At 39.3% G+C, this 16,652-nt stretch carries 18 protein-coding genes; 8 read left to right on the plus strand and 10 right to left on the minus strand.

All coding sequences use genetic code 11. The features are described 5' to 3' along the window. The coding region (locus AC52RT_RS09570) for an ABC transporter ATP-binding protein (protein WP_495540529.1) at window positions 1-1,033 on the minus strand (1,033 nt) is incomplete at its 3' end. 117 nt (window positions 1,034-1,150) lie between these two features. Beyond that, window positions 1,151-2,023, minus strand: coding sequence for a PucR family transcriptional regulator (locus tag AC52RT_RS09575; RefSeq protein ID WP_495540530.1), 873 nt, complete (start codon window positions 2,021-2,023; stop codon window positions 1,151-1,153). A gap of 198 nt (window positions 2,024-2,221) precedes the next feature. On the opposite strand from AC52RT_RS09575, the gene AC52RT_RS09580 reads away from it, so the two are divergent. Further along, window positions 2,222-3,358, plus strand: coding sequence for a M20 metallopeptidase family protein (locus AC52RT_RS09580; protein WP_495540544.1), 1,137 nt, complete (start codon window positions 2,222-2,224; stop codon window positions 3,356-3,358). Window positions 3,359-3,447: 89 nt separating this feature from the next. Here the strand turns inward: AC52RT_RS09580 and AC52RT_RS09585 are convergent, their stop codons facing one another. The 6 genes from AC52RT_RS09585 to AC52RT_RS09610 are packed head-to-tail and all read right to left on the minus strand — an operon-like array spanning window position 3,448 to window position 8,958. Continuing rightward, window positions 3,448-3,633 (minus strand): hypothetical protein, encoded by a 186-nt coding sequence (locus AC52RT_RS09585; RefSeq protein ID WP_495540531.1) that lies wholly within the window; start codon window positions 3,631-3,633, stop codon window positions 3,448-3,450. Window positions 3,634-3,690: 57 nt separating this feature from the next. Then, complete coding sequence (locus AC52RT_RS09590; RefSeq protein WP_495540532.1) at window positions 3,691-3,903, minus strand: YheE family protein; 213 nt, start codon at window positions 3,901-3,903, stop codon at window positions 3,691-3,693. A gap of 47 nt (window positions 3,904-3,950) precedes the next feature. After that, window positions 3,951-5,147 (minus strand): YheC/YheD family endospore coat-associated protein, encoded by a 1,197-nt coding sequence (locus AC52RT_RS09595; RefSeq protein WP_495540533.1) that lies wholly within the window; start codon window positions 5,145-5,147, stop codon window positions 3,951-3,953. Further along, entirely contained in the window at window positions 5,144-6,511 is a 1,368-nt protein-coding gene (locus AC52RT_RS09600) for a YheC/YheD family endospore coat-associated protein (RefSeq protein ID WP_495540534.1), read from the minus strand. Before AC52RT_RS09600 ends, AC52RT_RS09595 begins: the two co-directional genes overlap by 4 nt. Then, window positions 6,508-7,587, minus strand: a complete 1,080-nt coding sequence (locus AC52RT_RS09605; protein WP_495540535.1) for a YheC/YheD family endospore coat-associated protein — start codon at window positions 7,585-7,587, stop codon at window positions 6,508-6,510. The genes AC52RT_RS09600 and AC52RT_RS09605 overlap by 4 nt, the downstream gene beginning before the upstream one ends. A gap of 15 nt (window positions 7,588-7,602) precedes the next feature. Further along, window positions 7,603-8,958 carry a YheC/YheD family endospore coat-associated protein gene (locus AC52RT_RS09610; protein WP_495540536.1) on the minus strand — a complete coding sequence of 452 codons (1,356 nt, stop codon included), beginning with the start codon at window positions 8,956-8,958 and terminating at the stop codon, window positions 7,603-7,605. Between the two features lie 138 nt (window positions 8,959-9,096). On the opposite strand from AC52RT_RS09610, the gene AC52RT_RS09615 reads away from it, so the two are divergent. The 4 genes from AC52RT_RS09615 to AC52RT_RS09630 all read left to right on the plus strand — a co-directional run bounded on the left by AC52RT_RS09615 (window position 9,097) and on the right by AC52RT_RS09630 (window position 11,961). After that, window positions 9,097-10,233 carry a DUF445 domain-containing protein gene (locus tag AC52RT_RS09615; protein WP_495540537.1) on the plus strand — a complete coding sequence of 379 codons (1,137 nt, stop codon included), beginning with the start codon at window positions 9,097-9,099 and terminating at the stop codon, window positions 10,231-10,233. Window positions 10,234-10,286: 53 nt separating this feature from the next. Beyond that, complete coding sequence (locus AC52RT_RS09620; RefSeq protein WP_495540538.1) at window positions 10,287-10,637, plus strand: YlbF/YmcA family competence regulator; 351 nt, start codon at window positions 10,287-10,289, stop codon at window positions 10,635-10,637. A gap of 130 nt (window positions 10,638-10,767) precedes the next feature. After that, a complete protein-coding gene (locus tag AC52RT_RS09625; protein WP_495540539.1) occupies window positions 10,768-11,634 on the plus strand; it encodes a Cof-type HAD-IIB family hydrolase in 867 nt (288 codons plus the stop codon). A 75-nt stretch (window positions 11,635-11,709) separates the two neighbouring features. Further along, window positions 11,710-11,961 (plus strand): transcriptional regulator SplA domain-containing protein, encoded by a 252-nt coding sequence (locus tag AC52RT_RS09630; protein ID WP_040376582.1) that lies wholly within the window; start codon window positions 11,710-11,712, stop codon window positions 11,959-11,961. Between the two features lie 470 nt (window positions 11,962-12,431). Here the strand turns inward: AC52RT_RS09630 and AC52RT_RS09635 are convergent, their stop codons facing one another. Continuing rightward, window positions 12,432-13,292 (minus strand): dimethylarginine dimethylaminohydrolase family protein, encoded by an 861-nt coding sequence (locus AC52RT_RS09635; RefSeq protein WP_495540540.1) that lies wholly within the window; start codon window positions 13,290-13,292, stop codon window positions 12,432-12,434. Between the two features lie 154 nt (window positions 13,293-13,446). On the opposite strand from AC52RT_RS09635, the gene AC52RT_RS09640 reads away from it, so the two are divergent. After that, window positions 13,447-15,066, plus strand: coding sequence for a long-chain fatty acid--CoA ligase (locus tag AC52RT_RS09640; RefSeq protein ID WP_495540541.1), 1,620 nt, complete (start codon window positions 13,447-13,449; stop codon window positions 15,064-15,066). A 110-nt stretch (window positions 15,067-15,176) separates the two neighbouring features. Then, window positions 15,177-15,968: an enoyl-CoA hydratase gene (locus AC52RT_RS09645; RefSeq protein ID WP_495540545.1), complete on the plus strand. Its 792-nt coding sequence runs from the start codon at window positions 15,177-15,179 to the stop codon at window positions 15,966-15,968. A gap of 54 nt (window positions 15,969-16,022) precedes the next feature. Here AC52RT_RS09645 and AC52RT_RS09650 read toward each other — a convergent pair whose 3' ends face one another. Beyond that, complete coding sequence (locus AC52RT_RS09650) at window positions 16,023-16,211, minus strand: YhzD family protein (RefSeq protein ID WP_495540542.1); 189 nt, start codon at window positions 16,209-16,211, stop codon at window positions 16,023-16,025. 140 nt (window positions 16,212-16,351) lie between these two features. On the opposite strand from AC52RT_RS09650, the gene AC52RT_RS09655 reads away from it, so the two are divergent. Continuing rightward, window positions 16,352-16,652 (plus strand): ABC transporter ATP-binding protein (locus AC52RT_RS09655; protein WP_495540543.1); only part of this gene is annotated, 301 nt, incomplete at its 3' end.

Consider the following 16,652-nt stretch of genomic DNA (forward strand, 5'->3'; position numbering starts at 1 on the left):
TAACTTTTTCACCTGCTTGATAAATGGTACGTGCATCTACACGAGCAACAAAGTCCTGCCCAGCGATGGTTGAGTAAAGCATAAATTCAGCACCCATTAGTTCGGCTACATCACTATGAGCAGTTACTGTCGTTTCTGGAGATGATTCAATAAATAATGGCTCGTCATGGAAGTCTTCTGGACGGATACCTAGAATAATTTCTTTACCGATATAACCTTGCTCACGAAGCATCTTCATTTTACCTTCTGGGACAGCAATGGCTTGTTCACCTGTTTTAATAATGCCATCAGAAAGAGTTCCATGCAGGAAGTTCATTGCTGGTGAACCGATAAATCCACCTACAAATACATTATCAGGTTTTTCATAGACGTCTTTAGGTGCCCCGACCTGTTGAACAATTCCGTCTTTCATAACGACAAGACGAGTCGCCATTGTCATGGCCTCTGTCTGATCTTGTGTTACATAGATTGTTGTTGTATTTAAACGTTTGTGCAATTTTGCAATTTCGGCACGCATTTGAACCCGGAGTTTTGCATCCAAATTGGAAAGTGGTTCATCCATCAAGAATACTTTTGCATCACGAACGATTGCACGACCAAGTGCAACACGTTGACGCTGTCCGCCTGATAAAGCTTTTGGCTTCCGATCTAAGTAAGCTTCAAGACCAAGAATTTTAGCAGCATCGTTAACACGGACTTCAATCTCTTTTTTTGGCATTTTTCTTAATTTTAAACCGAACGCCATATTATCATAGACTGACATATGCGGATATAGTGCATAGTTTTGGAATACCATGGCGATATCACGATCTTTAGGAGGAACATCATTAACGCGTTTTCCATCGATAAAGAAATCACCTTGTGAAATTTCCTCAAGACCCGCTATCATACGTAAAGTAGTTGATTTACCGCAGCCGGATGGACCAACAAATACGACAAATTCCTTATCTTCAATTTTTAGATTAAAATCATCAACAGCGGTTACTTTATTATCGTAAACTTTAAAAATATGATCCAATAGTAATTCAGCCATTAGTGAGTCCTCCTTTAATATGTATCTTACTGTTAGTGTAATGGAAGCGCGTTCAAAACGATATGTACAATCTGCACAAAATTCAGACAGCTCTTTTCAGGCAAATCTTCTAAACTCCTATTTCCCCAGTTTCATTAGAAGCAGATAAGCAGGCAGGGCATGATGAAAAGTTCGAATATCCAATCCGGTTTTTTCAATAAATCGATCAATCCGATATTGGAGACTATTGCGGTGGATATATAGTTTTTTTGCAGTCAGACTCGCGTTTGAACTTGTTTCAATATAAGTCTTTACCGTATGTATTACTTCGTCGTTATCTTTCATTTCTCCCAGCAGTTCATCTGTATACCAATCAATCTTATCGGCTAATCGTCCATCCAGAAAAATATAAGGAATGACCATTGGCAAGTCGCTGACCGCAGTATCAGGAAAATGGGTGACAGCAGCAGTAAAACATGTTTTCTCCATTTGATAGTGATGACGTAATTCGTTATTAACTTCGTGAAAGTAACCAAGATAAAAATGTATGTGGACATATAAGTCACTCTCCAGTGTCCGCACTATTGGAGTTAACTCAGCTTTATCGGCATTTTCATTATTTAGACCTTCGATCAATACACCAGTCTCAGAATTTTCCCAAATAATGATTGCCTCTAGAGGAGAAACCGCAAGGAAGGCTTCTTCAAAATCTGATCGTGAAAAAGCAGCTTGAGTAATTCGAAAGTGAATAAATCGAACATGTTTCCAGCTTGTCAGGGGCAGACTCGCGTTGTTTCTAAGTAAAAAATTCCCCCATTCACTTTTGTTATCCAGCGTCTCATCTGAAAAAAGAGCCTCAATCAGGCTGATTTCTTGTGCCGATAGATCCTGACGAAGAATGCCGAGATACTCACCGCTGTACTCTATCCAGAGATACTTTTCAGGCAGCTGGGTTTGAGTTCTTGATTCAAGACAATCCGGATATTTTTGTTTTAATTTTTCAAGCAGCATAGACAACCCTTCTTCTTTTTATGGTTCCTTTAATTATAGCTCATGTCATTTCCCTAGAGAAATATAAGGCTGTTTATATAAGGATACTTTATAATAAAATAATGAAAAGTAAACCGATAACGGAATGTTGGGAGTATGAGTGATTTGATATCAAGAAAAGAAAACATTCTACAACTTAGCGAAAAATACATCCCTGAAATGCTTGCTCTAAGGAGACACTTACATATGTATCCTGAATTAAGCAAGCAGGAATATGAGACTACAAAGAGTATAAATCAAGTGTTAGATCATTATGGTATCAGCAGGATTCCAGTTTCGTCACAAACTGGTTCAGCCGCTGAAGTTAAGGGGAAATCCAATCGAACAATAGCTATTAGAGCAGATATTGATGCCTTGCCGATAGAAGAAGAATCAAAGTTGGAATTTCGTTCAAAGATACCAGGCATCAGTCATATGTGCGGCCATGATGTTCATACAGTGATTTCCCTTGGAGCAGCACTCATCCTCCAAGAATTACAGGAGGATCTTCCAGGAAACGTTCGCATTCTCTTCCAGCCTGCTGAAGAATTCGAGGGCGGTGCAGAATCAATGATTGATGACGGGCTTCTAAACGGCGTGTCTGCTATCATCGGTTTACACAATACACCAGATCAGGAAGTAGGCACAATTGGAATAAAAGAAGGATTCTTAATGGCTGGAATCGATGATTTTATCATTACGATTCAGGGTAAGGGAGGGCATGCGGGCATACCTGAACGTACAATTGATCCCATCATCATCGGCAGTGCGGTCGTTACTCAACTACAAACACTTGTCAGCAGAACCATATCACCAAAAGAATCAGCAGTTGTGACGATCGGTACCTTTCAAGCGGGAAGGACGAACAATGTTATTCCTGATAAGGCTATACTGACGGGAACAGTTAGAACATCTAGTGACGCTGTCCGTTATAAAATCCGCGACGAATTTATAAGACTTGTTACTAACCAGGTTCACGCTCTCGGCGGCGAAGTGGAGATTGACTACCAACTGCTTATCCCGCCCGTAGTGAACGACCCTGCGATAGCCGCAATTTCGCGGATAGCTGCTGTAGACATTGTTGGTATAGAGAATGTACTAGCTGCAGAACCGACAATGGGCGGAGATGATTTTGCTCTCTATCAAAAAGTTGTTCCTGGCTGTTATGCTTGGCTTGGTTCTGGAAACAAAGAAAAGGGCATAGAGCATGGTTGGCATCATCCTAAATTCATGGTAGATGAAGACGCCATTAAGATCGGAATTCAATGGATGGTCCATACGGTCATGCGTTTGTTAGAAGACAAATCACTTACTTAAGTTGATTCAAGGTATCCGTATAAGGTCTGCTGGAATGTGGAGATTCCATAAAAAGCGCTAAGACGATTTATTTCGTCTTAGCGCTTTTTCTAATGGTTATCATTCGGCGGCGTTTCGTCATGCAAATCACGGGCTTCCTCTATGTTCTGAGTATCTCCGGCAGTAAAGACAGTTCCACCAGCCATTCCCTCATTAATAATGCGGTCGATGTCTAGGTAGGCCATATTTTTTCCGTCGTGTTCAGTGTCTTTGAGAAAGGTATACTTTTGTTTCATGAAATCCCTCCTTTTGTATAACTTTGGTAAGAAGGGAGGGATTCATACATCATTTACTTATTTATCATAAACATGATAAATCATTAGTTCATGAATCATTGCAGAAAGATTTTTTTTATCTTCTTCAGCAGGCTGGGTACCATTAAATTCAATGCTGCCGTTGCTATTGTAAATTGCTTGATATAGGTGCTTTTTAAAGTAAAAGGATATACTCCAACCAGGTAATGAATCATCACTATAAAGCGGTTTCCATTGAAAGTGGGTAAGCAAAGCAGATAACCTCCATTATTTTGGTATACCTTCAGTATAATGGAAAGTTATTGAGTTCTGTTGTTATTTTTCTCCAAAACAATCGTGATAAATAAATTTTTGAGCATTTTAAGCCGCGTCCGTTCAATCTCTTCTTCGTCAAACTGCATCGGTTTTGCATTAATTTCATATATAAAGAGCTGGCCTGATTCATCTTGACCTAAGTCAATAGAGAATTCTCCGTAAAATCCATATTCTTTTGATAAGGCTACCCCGCATTGCTGGGTAATTTGGTTGAGAAGCAGATCGAGTTCTTGTGATTGCAGGTTTTTATAAGGATAAAGGATCCCTCCCTTTGGAATATGGGTAGTTACTTCTTGGGTCTGTGACATACGAACGGCTTTTCCACTAACATGATAATTCCCTTTCCAGTAATGGGCTAGAATGCGAAAGTCATAGCGGTGACCATTTATTTTCTTTGGCGTAATGGCACGCTGGGCAATGTAATTTTTCTTTAATAAACGCTTGCCTTCAACGTGCCAAAACTCAGTCAGAGTGGGGAATTTCTTTGTTCCACTTGTCTTCTTCACTGAAAGGCTCTGGTTTTTATTCCATGTAACAAGCGAAATTCCTTTGCCACGATTCCCTTTGCCAGGTTTAAGGTATAAAGAATCGTATTTTTGTAAAAGAATCAACAACTGTGCTTCGCTAGTCAGTCTGAATGTCTCAGGAAGGAAGTTTAATAAGAATCGATCCTTCTTCAAGCAATGATAGAGTGCGTACTTATCAATAAATCCAGGATTAAACATGGGAATATCAAGTTCTGCAAACAGCTGTTTTAGTTGTTGATAGGAATCCGATTCCTCGAATTTGCGAAAAGGGATTCGATTATAAACGAGAGAAGGAAGGGGTACAGCCATACGAAGCCATTTTTGCTCACTCTCGGAATACACCAGCCCACTCCAATTTCCTTCTAGTACATCTTCTGCTGTAAAAATAAAAGAAAAAATGTTATGCCGTGTTAAATAACGATGAAGACTTTGAAATAATGTTGCATTACCGCTTATGACCTCTTTGTTTTTAGGGCTGCGACAGGACATGATCCCTATAGCAGGAATGAACGAATGAAAAACATCTGCAGTAAAAAAGGGTTCATCAGCTGCTGTAAACTTGACGGGGATACTTTTGCTGTTTTTTCCAAAAGAAATGTCCATGCCATCTGTATGGTACCATTCCTTTTCAAGTGAATCATAAAAAAGTTTCATCCGTTGCTGCTGCCGGAACTTGTAATGGATTTCTCAGCAAGATAGACGGCATAATCGAGTGAGAGTTTTCGTGTTAATAATTCAAATTCACGTAATTTAGGATGAGAAAAAATCGATCGGCCCGGCTTTGAATTGGCTTCAAACATCCAGACCTTTCCTTTTTTATCAATCCCTAAATCAAAGCCTATTTCGGCTATAATTCCATCAAGATGCTCTTCCATGCATTCACTTAAGATGAGGGCAGCATTTGTGAGTTTTTCTCTCACTTCTTTGACGGTTTCTGGATCGACAAATAATTCTTCAATTGTTTTAATGGTTCCGCCGCTTTTGATATGTGTGGTTACACTTCCAGCACCTGCAATTTTAGCGGCCATTGCCGTAACTTGCCAGATTCCATCTTGGTCTTTATTCGTATGAACCCGAAAGTCAATTGGTCTTTTTTCGCTGCGTATTAAAGGAATGCCTTGTTGAACAATCATATTATGGAGACGTTTTTCTTTAAACACATGACTAAAAATCGCTTCAAGTGACTGGAATTTTTTTAATTTATTTTCTTTTTGTTCATTTTTATAACGACAATAATAGACTTGATCATGTTTGTCATATAATACCTGGTGGATACCGAGGCCAAGGGAACCATGTATCGGTTTAATATAGACTTGGCGATACCTTGATAACATGTTTTCTATCACGGACAAGGATTGAAATGGATATGTCTCAGGCAAAAATTTGATGGCCCTTGGGTCATCCGAAAGCCTCTCATACACATCCCATTTATTAAAAAAACCAGGATTATACCACGGAATCGCGTATTTCTCTTGAAATGACTGCTTTACCTCACGCGGTCCACTGCGTCCTTCTGTTTTACGATTAGGGAGACGGTCATAAACGACATTCGGAAAGGGGAGCACGTAGGTTTCCCATGTATGCTGATGATACATATATCCGGTAATGGTCTCATTCTCCCAATCAATATGATTTTCTCCGAACATAAATGGAATGCATCCAGTTGCTTTGTTTAAGGAGAGCAGCTTAGAGAAGAACGATGTACGTTCTCCGAGCGGTTTGTTTTGAATGGTTGAAAAGCCGGAAGAAAAAACACCTACAAGGGGACCAATGTGAATGTCGTTTCCATAAATGAATAAATGGATGGGTGTCTCTGTATCCGGGAAGTTCAGGCGTTCAGCCAGGCTTTTAGAAATGACAATGGATTGTGTAATGGATGGATTTCGCTCGATTAAGGCTGGTGCAGAAGAATGACCAAAACAGACAGTGTTTAATTCCTGCATATCCATTAATTCAGAAGGATAATAAAAGATATCATCTGAAATATCAGAGATTTCAACTGGATAAATCCTCTTCATGATGATTGACCTGCTTTCGAAAGTTCAGATGCTAGATATTTACAAAAAAGACCAGGTGCAGAAAAGATGTTAGTCAGTTGTTCTGGGTGAAGCTTTTCGATGATTTTACGGCCTGGTTTAGAATTAATATCAAGTATCCAAACCTTTCCTTCCTGGTCAAGTCCAAGATCAACTCCTAATTCAAATAAACGATTAAATTTTGTTTCTAATACAACAGGCAATGTTTGATAAATACGCTCAATCATCGGCTCTAGCTGTCTTGCAGCAGTAATGGAAAGGGTATCTAAATAGGAATCATAAGAATAGGCCCGTCCGCCGGTGGCAAGATTTGAGGTAATGCCATCCTTTTTTCCTTTACGTATCCCTCTTCCACGTTCAGTCCAATTGTTTTCTCCATTCTTTTGCAGCAGAGATCGGATATCAAAAGGCTCCTGTTCTTGTGTGAAGAGAGTAAGAAAAGGCTGACCTAAATAGTGGTATTTCGTTAGTAATCGTTCCAGCCATTTGTTCAACTCTTCTTCAGTTGTAAAAGCCCTTTTATAACGTCCCGCCTGTTTCTGCATGGATACCTCAGTGCCTTTCTCCTTTTTGGATAAGACAAAAATACCGGATCCTCGTGAACCATATTCTGGCTTTAGAATGATAGAGGAAAATTGCATTAGCATGGCGGCGGCATCAGCAGGACTTTGTAGTTTTTCAGTAGGTGGAAGAAAGGCCTGTAAGAACGCATCTTCCTTGAGGGTTTGATAAACCTCCCATTTCCCAGGAAGACCGTATCCAATAAAGTTGGTATCCTGTTTAAGCCAGTTTATATTTTTCCTAGTTTCATTGGATTGGCGAGTTAAGCCGTGAAAGGTTCGATCATAGATAAATTCAGGTACTGGGAAGAGTTTTTTTGTCCAATAGTGATCCTTACGATGAAAACATTCACCTTGAATCATTTTTTTTGTACTATCAATCGCTTGCGGTGTAAAGCGGTAAACATTGAGATTCAGTTTGATGGCTTCCTTTGCGATCGCTGTAAAATAGAGATGTTCCTTTGATAAGTCATTCGTCATAATTCCGAGGGATTGCATAATACAGCTCCTTTCTTAATCAGGGTTTACATAGAGTGCATGCATATAGTCGATAATCTTTCTTACTGATGGTCGAAATCGTACATAGTTACCTATGAACTTTTTGGAGGGCTTTGAGTTTACCTCAATGATCCATGGGAAATAATCTGTATCGAGTGCCAAATCAATCCCAAGCTCTCCGAATAAATCACTCCTGCCATTTGATAGAACTTCTGCCGTTTTCAATGCAAGCTGGGAGAGAGTTTGATAAATTTCATACGCTTTTGCTGGTTCGAATACAGTTAGCAGGAATTCAAGACCGTTTTCCATTTCGCCCCCTCGTGCAAGATTTGAGACAATATGACCGGCGTGACCGGTTCGCGCAATAATGGAGGTGATTTTCCAGTTATGCTGTTTATTTTTAATTAAGAGCACCCTGAAATCCGTTTTTTTGTCATCCATCTCGAATAAAGAAATCCCTTTTTGAATGATATAAGAACGTTTTCGGCTTTGTTTTTTTAAAATCCGAAATACTTCTGCTTCGGATTGAACAAGAAAAGATGTAAGGTTATTAGAGTGTTCGATAACCCACCCTTCCGAGGTTTGAGTCAGTTTGCAAATATTTTTCCCTTGGCTTCCAAAAGATGGTTTTACGTAGACGGCAGGATGTTTAAGTAAGAACGTTATAAAATCCGATTCTATTTTAAGCGGGACGGTCTCAGGTAAGAATGGCAGCAGAGAATTCTCTATGCTTAGAAGTTCATGAACTTCCCACTTAGAGAGAAAGCCCCCATTAAAAAGCGGGATAGCTAGTTCGTGTAACCTTGAGACGAATTGGTGGAAGTCCACGGATTGTTCTAACTTTCTTGAATGCAGCCGATTATAAATGACATTTGGCATAGGAAGTACGGTTCTCTCCCATTGGCTTTCTGTGGGATAATAACCAAGTACTTGCCTATCTTCAAGGCTTTGCAGCTCTAGCAAATAAAAAATAAAGCCTTGTTCACTACAATAGGAAAATAGCTCGCGGTAAAATATATCGTTATCAAATGTTCCATTTAGAGAGTTTGGTGTATGATTGGTAAGGAGCGCCAAAATAGGACCTATGGTTAATCTATTTTCGTTAGGACAATATTGAACGCAGACAGGGAAAGTAAGTAAAGGAATCAACAGATCTTGCATACTTTCTTCCGCCAGCTTAACTAAACTGTCGCGGCCTGGAAGTTGACGGATCTGTAATGAAAGTTGGTTGATTCCTGCTCTCACGAAGATGCTTTCACCATGTTTGAGTTCCCATTTTTTGAGAAGACTTTTAGAAATGTAAATGGATTCTTTATTCTCGGGAACATTTCCTGCCGTTAGTATAAATGCACGATTTTCTAACACCTTCATTCTCATCCCTCATTTGCACTGAGATTAGTATCCTTTTATAATGAAGAGATGGGCTAATGCGGATATCATATCTTATGTTTTGGATGATTTGAACGTACCTTTATGATGAATATTTTTAGCAGAAGAAGGAGATAAAGCATGAACTGGATGATTACACTTGCATTTATGATTGTTATTGGAGCAATAATAGGAGGGTTTACCAACTTTATTGCGATAAAAATGTTGTTCCACCCTTATAAACCAATCTATCTATTTGGTAAACAGCTGCCTTTCACACCGGGGTTGATTCCAAAACGACGCGAGGAGCTAGCCTCTCAACTTGGGAAAATAGTAGTTGAACATTTACTTACCCCTGAAAGCCTTCAGCAAAAGGTGCTGAATTCTACTCTTAAACAGGATATGAATACATGGGTACAGGGAGAAGTAAAAAAGTGGCTGTCATCAGAAAAAAATGCAGCAGAATTATTGGCTGAATACGGGATTAACAATGCTTCTATTGTAACGGAAGATTTTTTAAAGAAATTCCTTGTGAGTAAATATGACAGCTGGATGGCTGAGAACCGCAGTAAACAGACTAGTGATTTATTTTCACCGGCCATTCTTGAGAAGGCTGTTGCAAAGATCCCTGACATCTCTGAATATATTCTGTCCAAGGGAAAAGATTACTTTACGAGCCCAGAAGGCAAGCGTCGTCTTGAACAAATGATGGAAGAATTTTTTAGTCAGCGCGGAAAAATTGGGAATATGATTCAAATGTTCATGGGGAATGCGAAACTGGTCGATATCGTGCAACCTGAATTGCTTAAATTTCTTAATCAGCCTAAAACATCCGATTTAATTACTGTGTTACTTACCCGAGAATGGCATAAAGTAGAAGAATGGGAACTGGAAAGAGTGGAAGGCATCTTTGGTGCAGATGCTATTAAAGATATGCTTGCTAAGAAAGTAACTCAATTAGCAGATATTCCTGAATGGTTTGAAAAGCCGCTTCATGAGCTGGCTGCTCCAATGGAATCTGTCATCCTTGATAAGGTAATTCCCACCCTGCTGGATCAAGCCTTACTGCTGGTCAGTGCACAACTTATTCCAATGGTAAAAAAACTTCATATTGAGGAAATTGTGGAAGAGCAAGTTAAGGCATTCTCACTCGAAAGACTTGAGGAAATTGTTTTGCTGATTGCAAAGAGAGAATTGAGTATGATCACGTACTTAGGATTCCTGCTTGGTGGATTGATTGGAATGTTACAAGGATTTTTCTCCATATTTTTTGGCTAATGAAGATTGTTTTGGTATAGTAGGGAAATAGATTATTAGGAGGTTACACAATTATGTCAAATGTATATGATGCAGCGTATGATATGGAAAAAGCAATTAGAAACAGCAGTGAATTTACTGAATTAAAGAATCTTTATGATCAGGTTAATGCCGATCCGGGAGCTAAAGGAATGTTTGATAATTTCCGTCAGCTTCAGATGAGTCTTCAGCAAAAACAAATGACAGGACAAGAAATTGCGCCTGATGAAATGGAACAAGCACAAAAAACAGTTGCTCTTGTACAGCAGCATGAGACCATTGCTAAATTGATGGAAGCAGAGCAAAGATTAAGCATGGTTATTGCCGATTTAAACCGTATAATTATGAAGCCTTTAGAAGACTTATATGGTGCACCTGAACAATAAGTCATTGAAATGCCTCTCAAGCACATTGTGCTCGGGAGGCATTTGTTTTTTACAAAATCTCTGTGAATGTTCTAGCCCTCATTTTTGATTCATAAATTGTAGTAGAACACTACAGAATGGGGAGATTGGCATGGTATATCGGTTACTGGCGGTCAATATTGATGGAACCCTGCTTCAATCGAATGGCCGCTTAAATAAAATAACTAAGGAAGCCATAGAATATGTTCATCAAAAAGGTGTACATGTAGCTTTAGTTACATCTAGAAGTTACCATTCAGCCAGAAAAGTGGCTAAGGCCCTTAAAATAAATCCAATGATTGTGGCTCATCAAGGAGCATTTGTAGGAGAAGCGCTTGATAAACCAATCCATGTCCAACGAATGTCAGAAAGTCTAGTCTTGGAAATCGTGAAACTACTGGAGAAGACAGTTTGTCAGATTCAGCTGGTCCATGAAAAGCAGCTATTAGCTAATCGATTAGAAATACCAGAAAATCTAATAGGGAAAGCTGTTCTGCAAATGAATGAACAAAATTTCTATTCACAGCACTTTGTCGATACACTTAGTGAAGAATTGGAAGTGCAGCCCTTTAAAGCAACCAAAATCGATGTCTATTTTCCAGAAGAAGAAGAAAAGATAAGCCTATTTAATCTAATCAATGACATGTTTAAAGAAGTGACTGTTATTGAAAAACCAGGGCAAATACTCACCATTGTTCCAGCTGGGGTATCCAAGTGGAATGGTGTTCTCTATCTTGCTGATTTTCTAGGAGTTAAAGCAAATGAGATTGTAGCGATCGGCGATGGTCTTGATGATTTAGAGATGATTGCATACTCTGGATTAGGGGTAGCAATGGGAAATGCACCAAATGAAGTGAAGTTGGCAGCGAAATGGGTAACACGGACTAATGATGAACAAGGTGTTGCCTATATGCTTAAGGAATTTTTTCGTAAGCAGCATCACATAGGATTTATTGAAAAACTGAATCATCTTCGATAAATCGTTGATTTGATAAATATTTTTATGTTTCCTTTCACACACTATAACTATCCTCAAATAGAAAGGAACATAATAATGGGAACAATTGATCCAAAAGATGTAAATGTAGGCGACGAGGTCTATGTCATTTACAATAACCCTCATACACCAAGTGTATCGAATGTAAGAGCAGCTGAAATTGTCCAGCATCCAAAAGATCCTCAAGCCATAGCTTTGTTTTTAAATGATACCTTTCACGTTGTAGAGGATGACGATGCTCTCTATTCTTCCGAAGCGGAAGCAGAGACAGCCTTTAACGAATTATACGATGAAGATGTCCTATTCTAAAGAACAGACCCCGTCTTGAACGGGGCCTGTTCAGTTTGTACGAAAGAGGTTCGGAATGTTTTCATTCCGAACCTCTTATCGTTTTGAACACAGGTCGTGGAAGCATTGCTGCTTAACCGATACCGCATCTGACTTTCCGACTCGCTCCACTTGTTCCGCCCAAGGTTCCAGATTTTGCGAAGCGCATTTCTAGGGGTGGCGAGCGTACCGAGAACAAATCGATTTTCTTTTCGAACTTATCAGGCGGTAGGATTTTTTATGATTTGTCCCGATCTTGATTGATTTCCTTCTGAAGTTATTCTTGATTACTAGATATCACTTGCAGATTAAATGTAGAATGTCAGTTGAGTGGAAGGCGTGAAGACTCCTGCGGGAACACCGGCCCGCCCGTGGAAAGCGAAGAGTTTGGAACGGAAATCAACAGCCCAACAGTCTTAACAGACCCCGTCTAAACAACGGGGTCTGTTTTATTATTGTGAACCTTCAGTTCGTAGGATGGGAAGCGTACAGCAGCGGAAAGATCCGCCTGATTTGATGATTTCTGAGATATCACATTCAATCACTTCATATCCACGCTTACGTAATTCCTCATTCACTTGTTTATTCATAGGCAGGCTGATTATTTTTTTGTGCCCGATAGATAAAACATTTGTACCGAGTGTGAACTGTTCTTCAGGAGTAACGGTAATCAAATCATAACGTTCACTAAGTTGTTTCCTGTCTTCTTCACCAATCGCATCTGGAAAAATTAATGCCTCTGTAGGTGAAATAATATTGAAGACACAATCTAAATGCAGGTATTTTTCTTCAAAACGGATCGGTTGAATTTTATAGTCGGTAAGCAGTTTTTGTAAATGGAGGGCTGATTGTTCATGTGTTCTACTGCTCATCCCTACATAGATTGACTCTCGATCAATAATTACATCTCCGCCTTCGATTCGTTCATGATTCAGATTATAGTTGGAGAGTTGATGGTCATCTATCCATGACTTTAGAACGGTCTCTTCACCTTGTCTAATGGAACTGGCCATTTCAGCTATAAAAATGGTATTTCCTAGTGTAAATCCAATATCACGTGTGAAAACCTGTTCATTATATGTAGGTTTAGCAGGCAGTTTGATAACGTCAATATCATGATTTTTAAGCAGGTGGATAAACGCTTCGTGCTGTTGCAGGGCAAGAGGGATATTGATGTTATCTTCTTTATAATGCTTTTGTGTTTCATTAATTACATCACGAATCTTCATAAAGCGTGGTTCACATACAATTACTTTATTTAAACGATCATATTCATTTGTACAATTCACAGTGTTTTTTACTATTTGTGTCATACAGTTCCTCCTGAATAAATACTTTCTTCTTATATTTCCTCAAATGTAGGGATAGAAACCTACAAAGTTAAAAATTCCGGGTAAGGTAAAGGATAATTCCATTTTTTACCGAATAAATAAATTGAAAACGTTTACTATTAAGGGGGAGAATTCTATGATGAACACGCCGTTATTATTGTCCCAAATGATTGAACGAGCAGAACGGTATTTTCCAAAAAAGGAAGTCGTTTCAAGGACAGAATCCGGTATACATCGAATGACATACGCCCAAACAGCTGAACGGACGAGAAGGCTTGTTAGTGTGTTGCGAAAGCTTGGTGTCAATAAAGGGGACAGAGTTGGAACCCTTGCTTGGAATCATCATCGTCATTTAGAGACCTATTTTGCTGTTCCCTGCTCTGGCGCTGTTTTGCATACAATTAATTTCCGGCTATCACCTCAACACGTTTCTTATATCATCAATCATGCTGAAGACAAGCTACTATTTGTCGATGCAGATATCTTACCGCTATTAGAAGGTATGAAAGACCAATTGAAAAATGTAAAAGGGTTTATCATTATGACTGATCAAGAAGAGTTACCTGAAACGACATTATCACCTGTATACCATTATGAAAAACTATTGTCTGAAGGAAGTCCTAAAGAAGCATTTATTCAAGATTTAGATGAAAACAGCCCTGCAGGCATGTGCTATACCTCAGCTACGACGGGGAATCCTAAGGGTGTTATCTACTCTCACCGAGGAATCCTTTTGCATACAATGGCTTTGGGATTAGTGGATAATACAGGAATAAGTGAACGAGATACAGCTCTACCGGTTGTACCGATGTTTCATGCTAATGCATGGGGCATGCCCTTTGCATGTGTTTGGTTTGGCGCAAAATTAGTGCTCCCAGGTCCGGCTTTTACTCCGAAAATAATTGCCGAATTATTTGAAGCTGAAAAGGTTACGATTTCTGCAGGTGTGCCGACAGTCTGGATGGGTCTTCTAAAAGAACTCGAAGAACATAGCTATGATACTAGCAGCTTGCGTATGATTCTTTGCGGCGGATCAGCTGCACCGAAAAGCATGATCAAGGAATTTGAAACCAAATATCATATTCCTTTTCTTCATGCTTATGGGATGACTGAAACGAGTCCATTGGTGTTTTCTGGACGATTAAAAAGCTATCAAGAAGATCTTCCGGAAGAAGACCGTTATGAAATTAAAGCGAAACAGGGCTTGGTCGTTCCGTGTATTGAAATTAAAGTTGTCGGACCGGATGGTGAAATTCAGCGTGACGGGAAAGAAATGGGCGAGCTTTTAATCAGGGGGCCATGGATTGCAAATGAATATTATCTTGATGAGCGGACGGAAACCACTTTTATAGATGGCTGGCTGCACACAGGAGATGTCGTAACCATTGATGAAGAAGGATATGTGAAAATAATTGACCGCACCAAGGATTTAATTAAAAGCGGTGGTGAGTGGATTTCTTCGGTTGATCTCGAAAATACCCTGATGGCTCATGTTGGCGTTTTTGAAGCTGCAGTTGTTGCTGTTCCACATGAAAAGTGGCAAGAGCGCCCCGTCGCTTGCGTAGTTTTAAAGGACGCATATAAAGATAAAGTTACAAAGGAAGAACTACTTGAATTCTTAGCACCGCAATTCGCAAAATGGTGGTTGCCTGATGATATTTTGTTCCTAAGTGACATTCCGAAAACAGGGGTAGGGAAATTTTTGAAATTAGCACTCCGTGAACAAGTAAAAGATCTATACGCAAACAGTAAATGACAAATATGAACATTTTTATAATAATTCGACATAATTATTTTTAATGAATTCGCTTTCATGTATACTGTTAGTATATAACAGTAATTAGAAGGAGCTGGGGAGCTTTGAGTATCGAATCAACTTCGACAAAACAAACCGTCATTGTCACGTATTTGGAAAGGACAGCAGTCGTAGAATTGAACCGTCCTGAAGCCATGAATGCCATGAATGAAGCGATGCTTCACGAGTTGGCAAAAGTTTTAAAGGAAATAACGTATAAAGACGAGATTGACGTCGTCATATTAAAAGGCAAGGGAAAAGCGTTCTCAGCAGGCGGGGATATTAAGATGATGTTGTCATCAGATGTGACAACAGGATTCGATAACATCATGGACTGTATAAGTGATATTGTGACATCACTTTATTTAATGCCGAAGTTGACGATTTGTGCTGTGCACGGTGCAGCAGCGGGTCTTGGTTTATCTGTTGCCTTAGCAACCGATTATATTATTGCTGAGCCGGAAAGCAAATTGGCCATGAACTTTATAGGAATTGGGTTAATTCCGGATGGAGGCGGCCACTTCTTCCTAGAGCGAAGGCTTGGAGAAGTGAAAGCAAAAGAATTAATCTGGGAAGGAAGAGTACTGAGTGCCCAGCAAGCATTTGAAAAGGACCTGATTCATGAAATAGCATCGATTCCCCTAGAGCAGGCGGTAGAGAAAAAACGTCAAATCTGGCTGAACAGCCCGACAAAAGCCATGATCAAAACGAAAAAAATCCTCAGTGAACAAAACCGGCCGACTCTATTGAAGATCCTTGAAATTGAAAAAAATGCCCAAATGAAAATGCGCGAAACAAAGGACCATAAAGAAGGCGTGCAAGCCTTTCTTGAAAAAAGAAAGCCGAAATTTATTGGTCAATAAAAATGAAAATACCCCGTTCAGAATTGAACGGGGTATTTATTTGCAGCGCTTTCATTACGAATGAAATAAAACGAGACTGCCTTGTGGTGATGTACAGCGGTGTGTTTTTTCAAGGAAGTTCTTGTCTGCCAACATCTTTAGGCCGATTTCCTTTGCCAGCTTGTTGTTCTCAGCAGTAAATGATTCATCAAGCAGCTTTTCACCAGTTGGTTCAAAAACGGTCAACTTATAAACGTTACTCATAAAAATTCCTCCATCTTTATTAAAAGGGTTAATACTATTATTTTTGCATAATATTCCATCTTTTGTAAAGGGTTATGTACTTTCGTAGACTTATATAATACGATTAGATAAACGGTTTTTATTGAGAGGGAGGAAAAGGTTTGTCATTACATATAAATCACGTAACCAAAAAATTCGGCGATTTTACTGCAGTGAATGAACTAAATATTAACATTCCAGAGAAGCAAATGTTTGGTTTGTTGGGAGCTAATGGTGCAGGGAAGACGACAACGTTTCGAATGATTCTAGGATTATTAACTCCAACTGAGGGGGAGATTACTTGGAATGGAAAAGGAATTGACTATTCAACCAGCTCAATTATTGGCTATCTTCCTGAAGAAAGAGGATTGTATCCTAAATTGAAAGTTCGTGAACAGTTACTCTATTTAGCGAGACTCCGAG

Source organism: Peribacillus sp. (assembly GCF_059453735.1).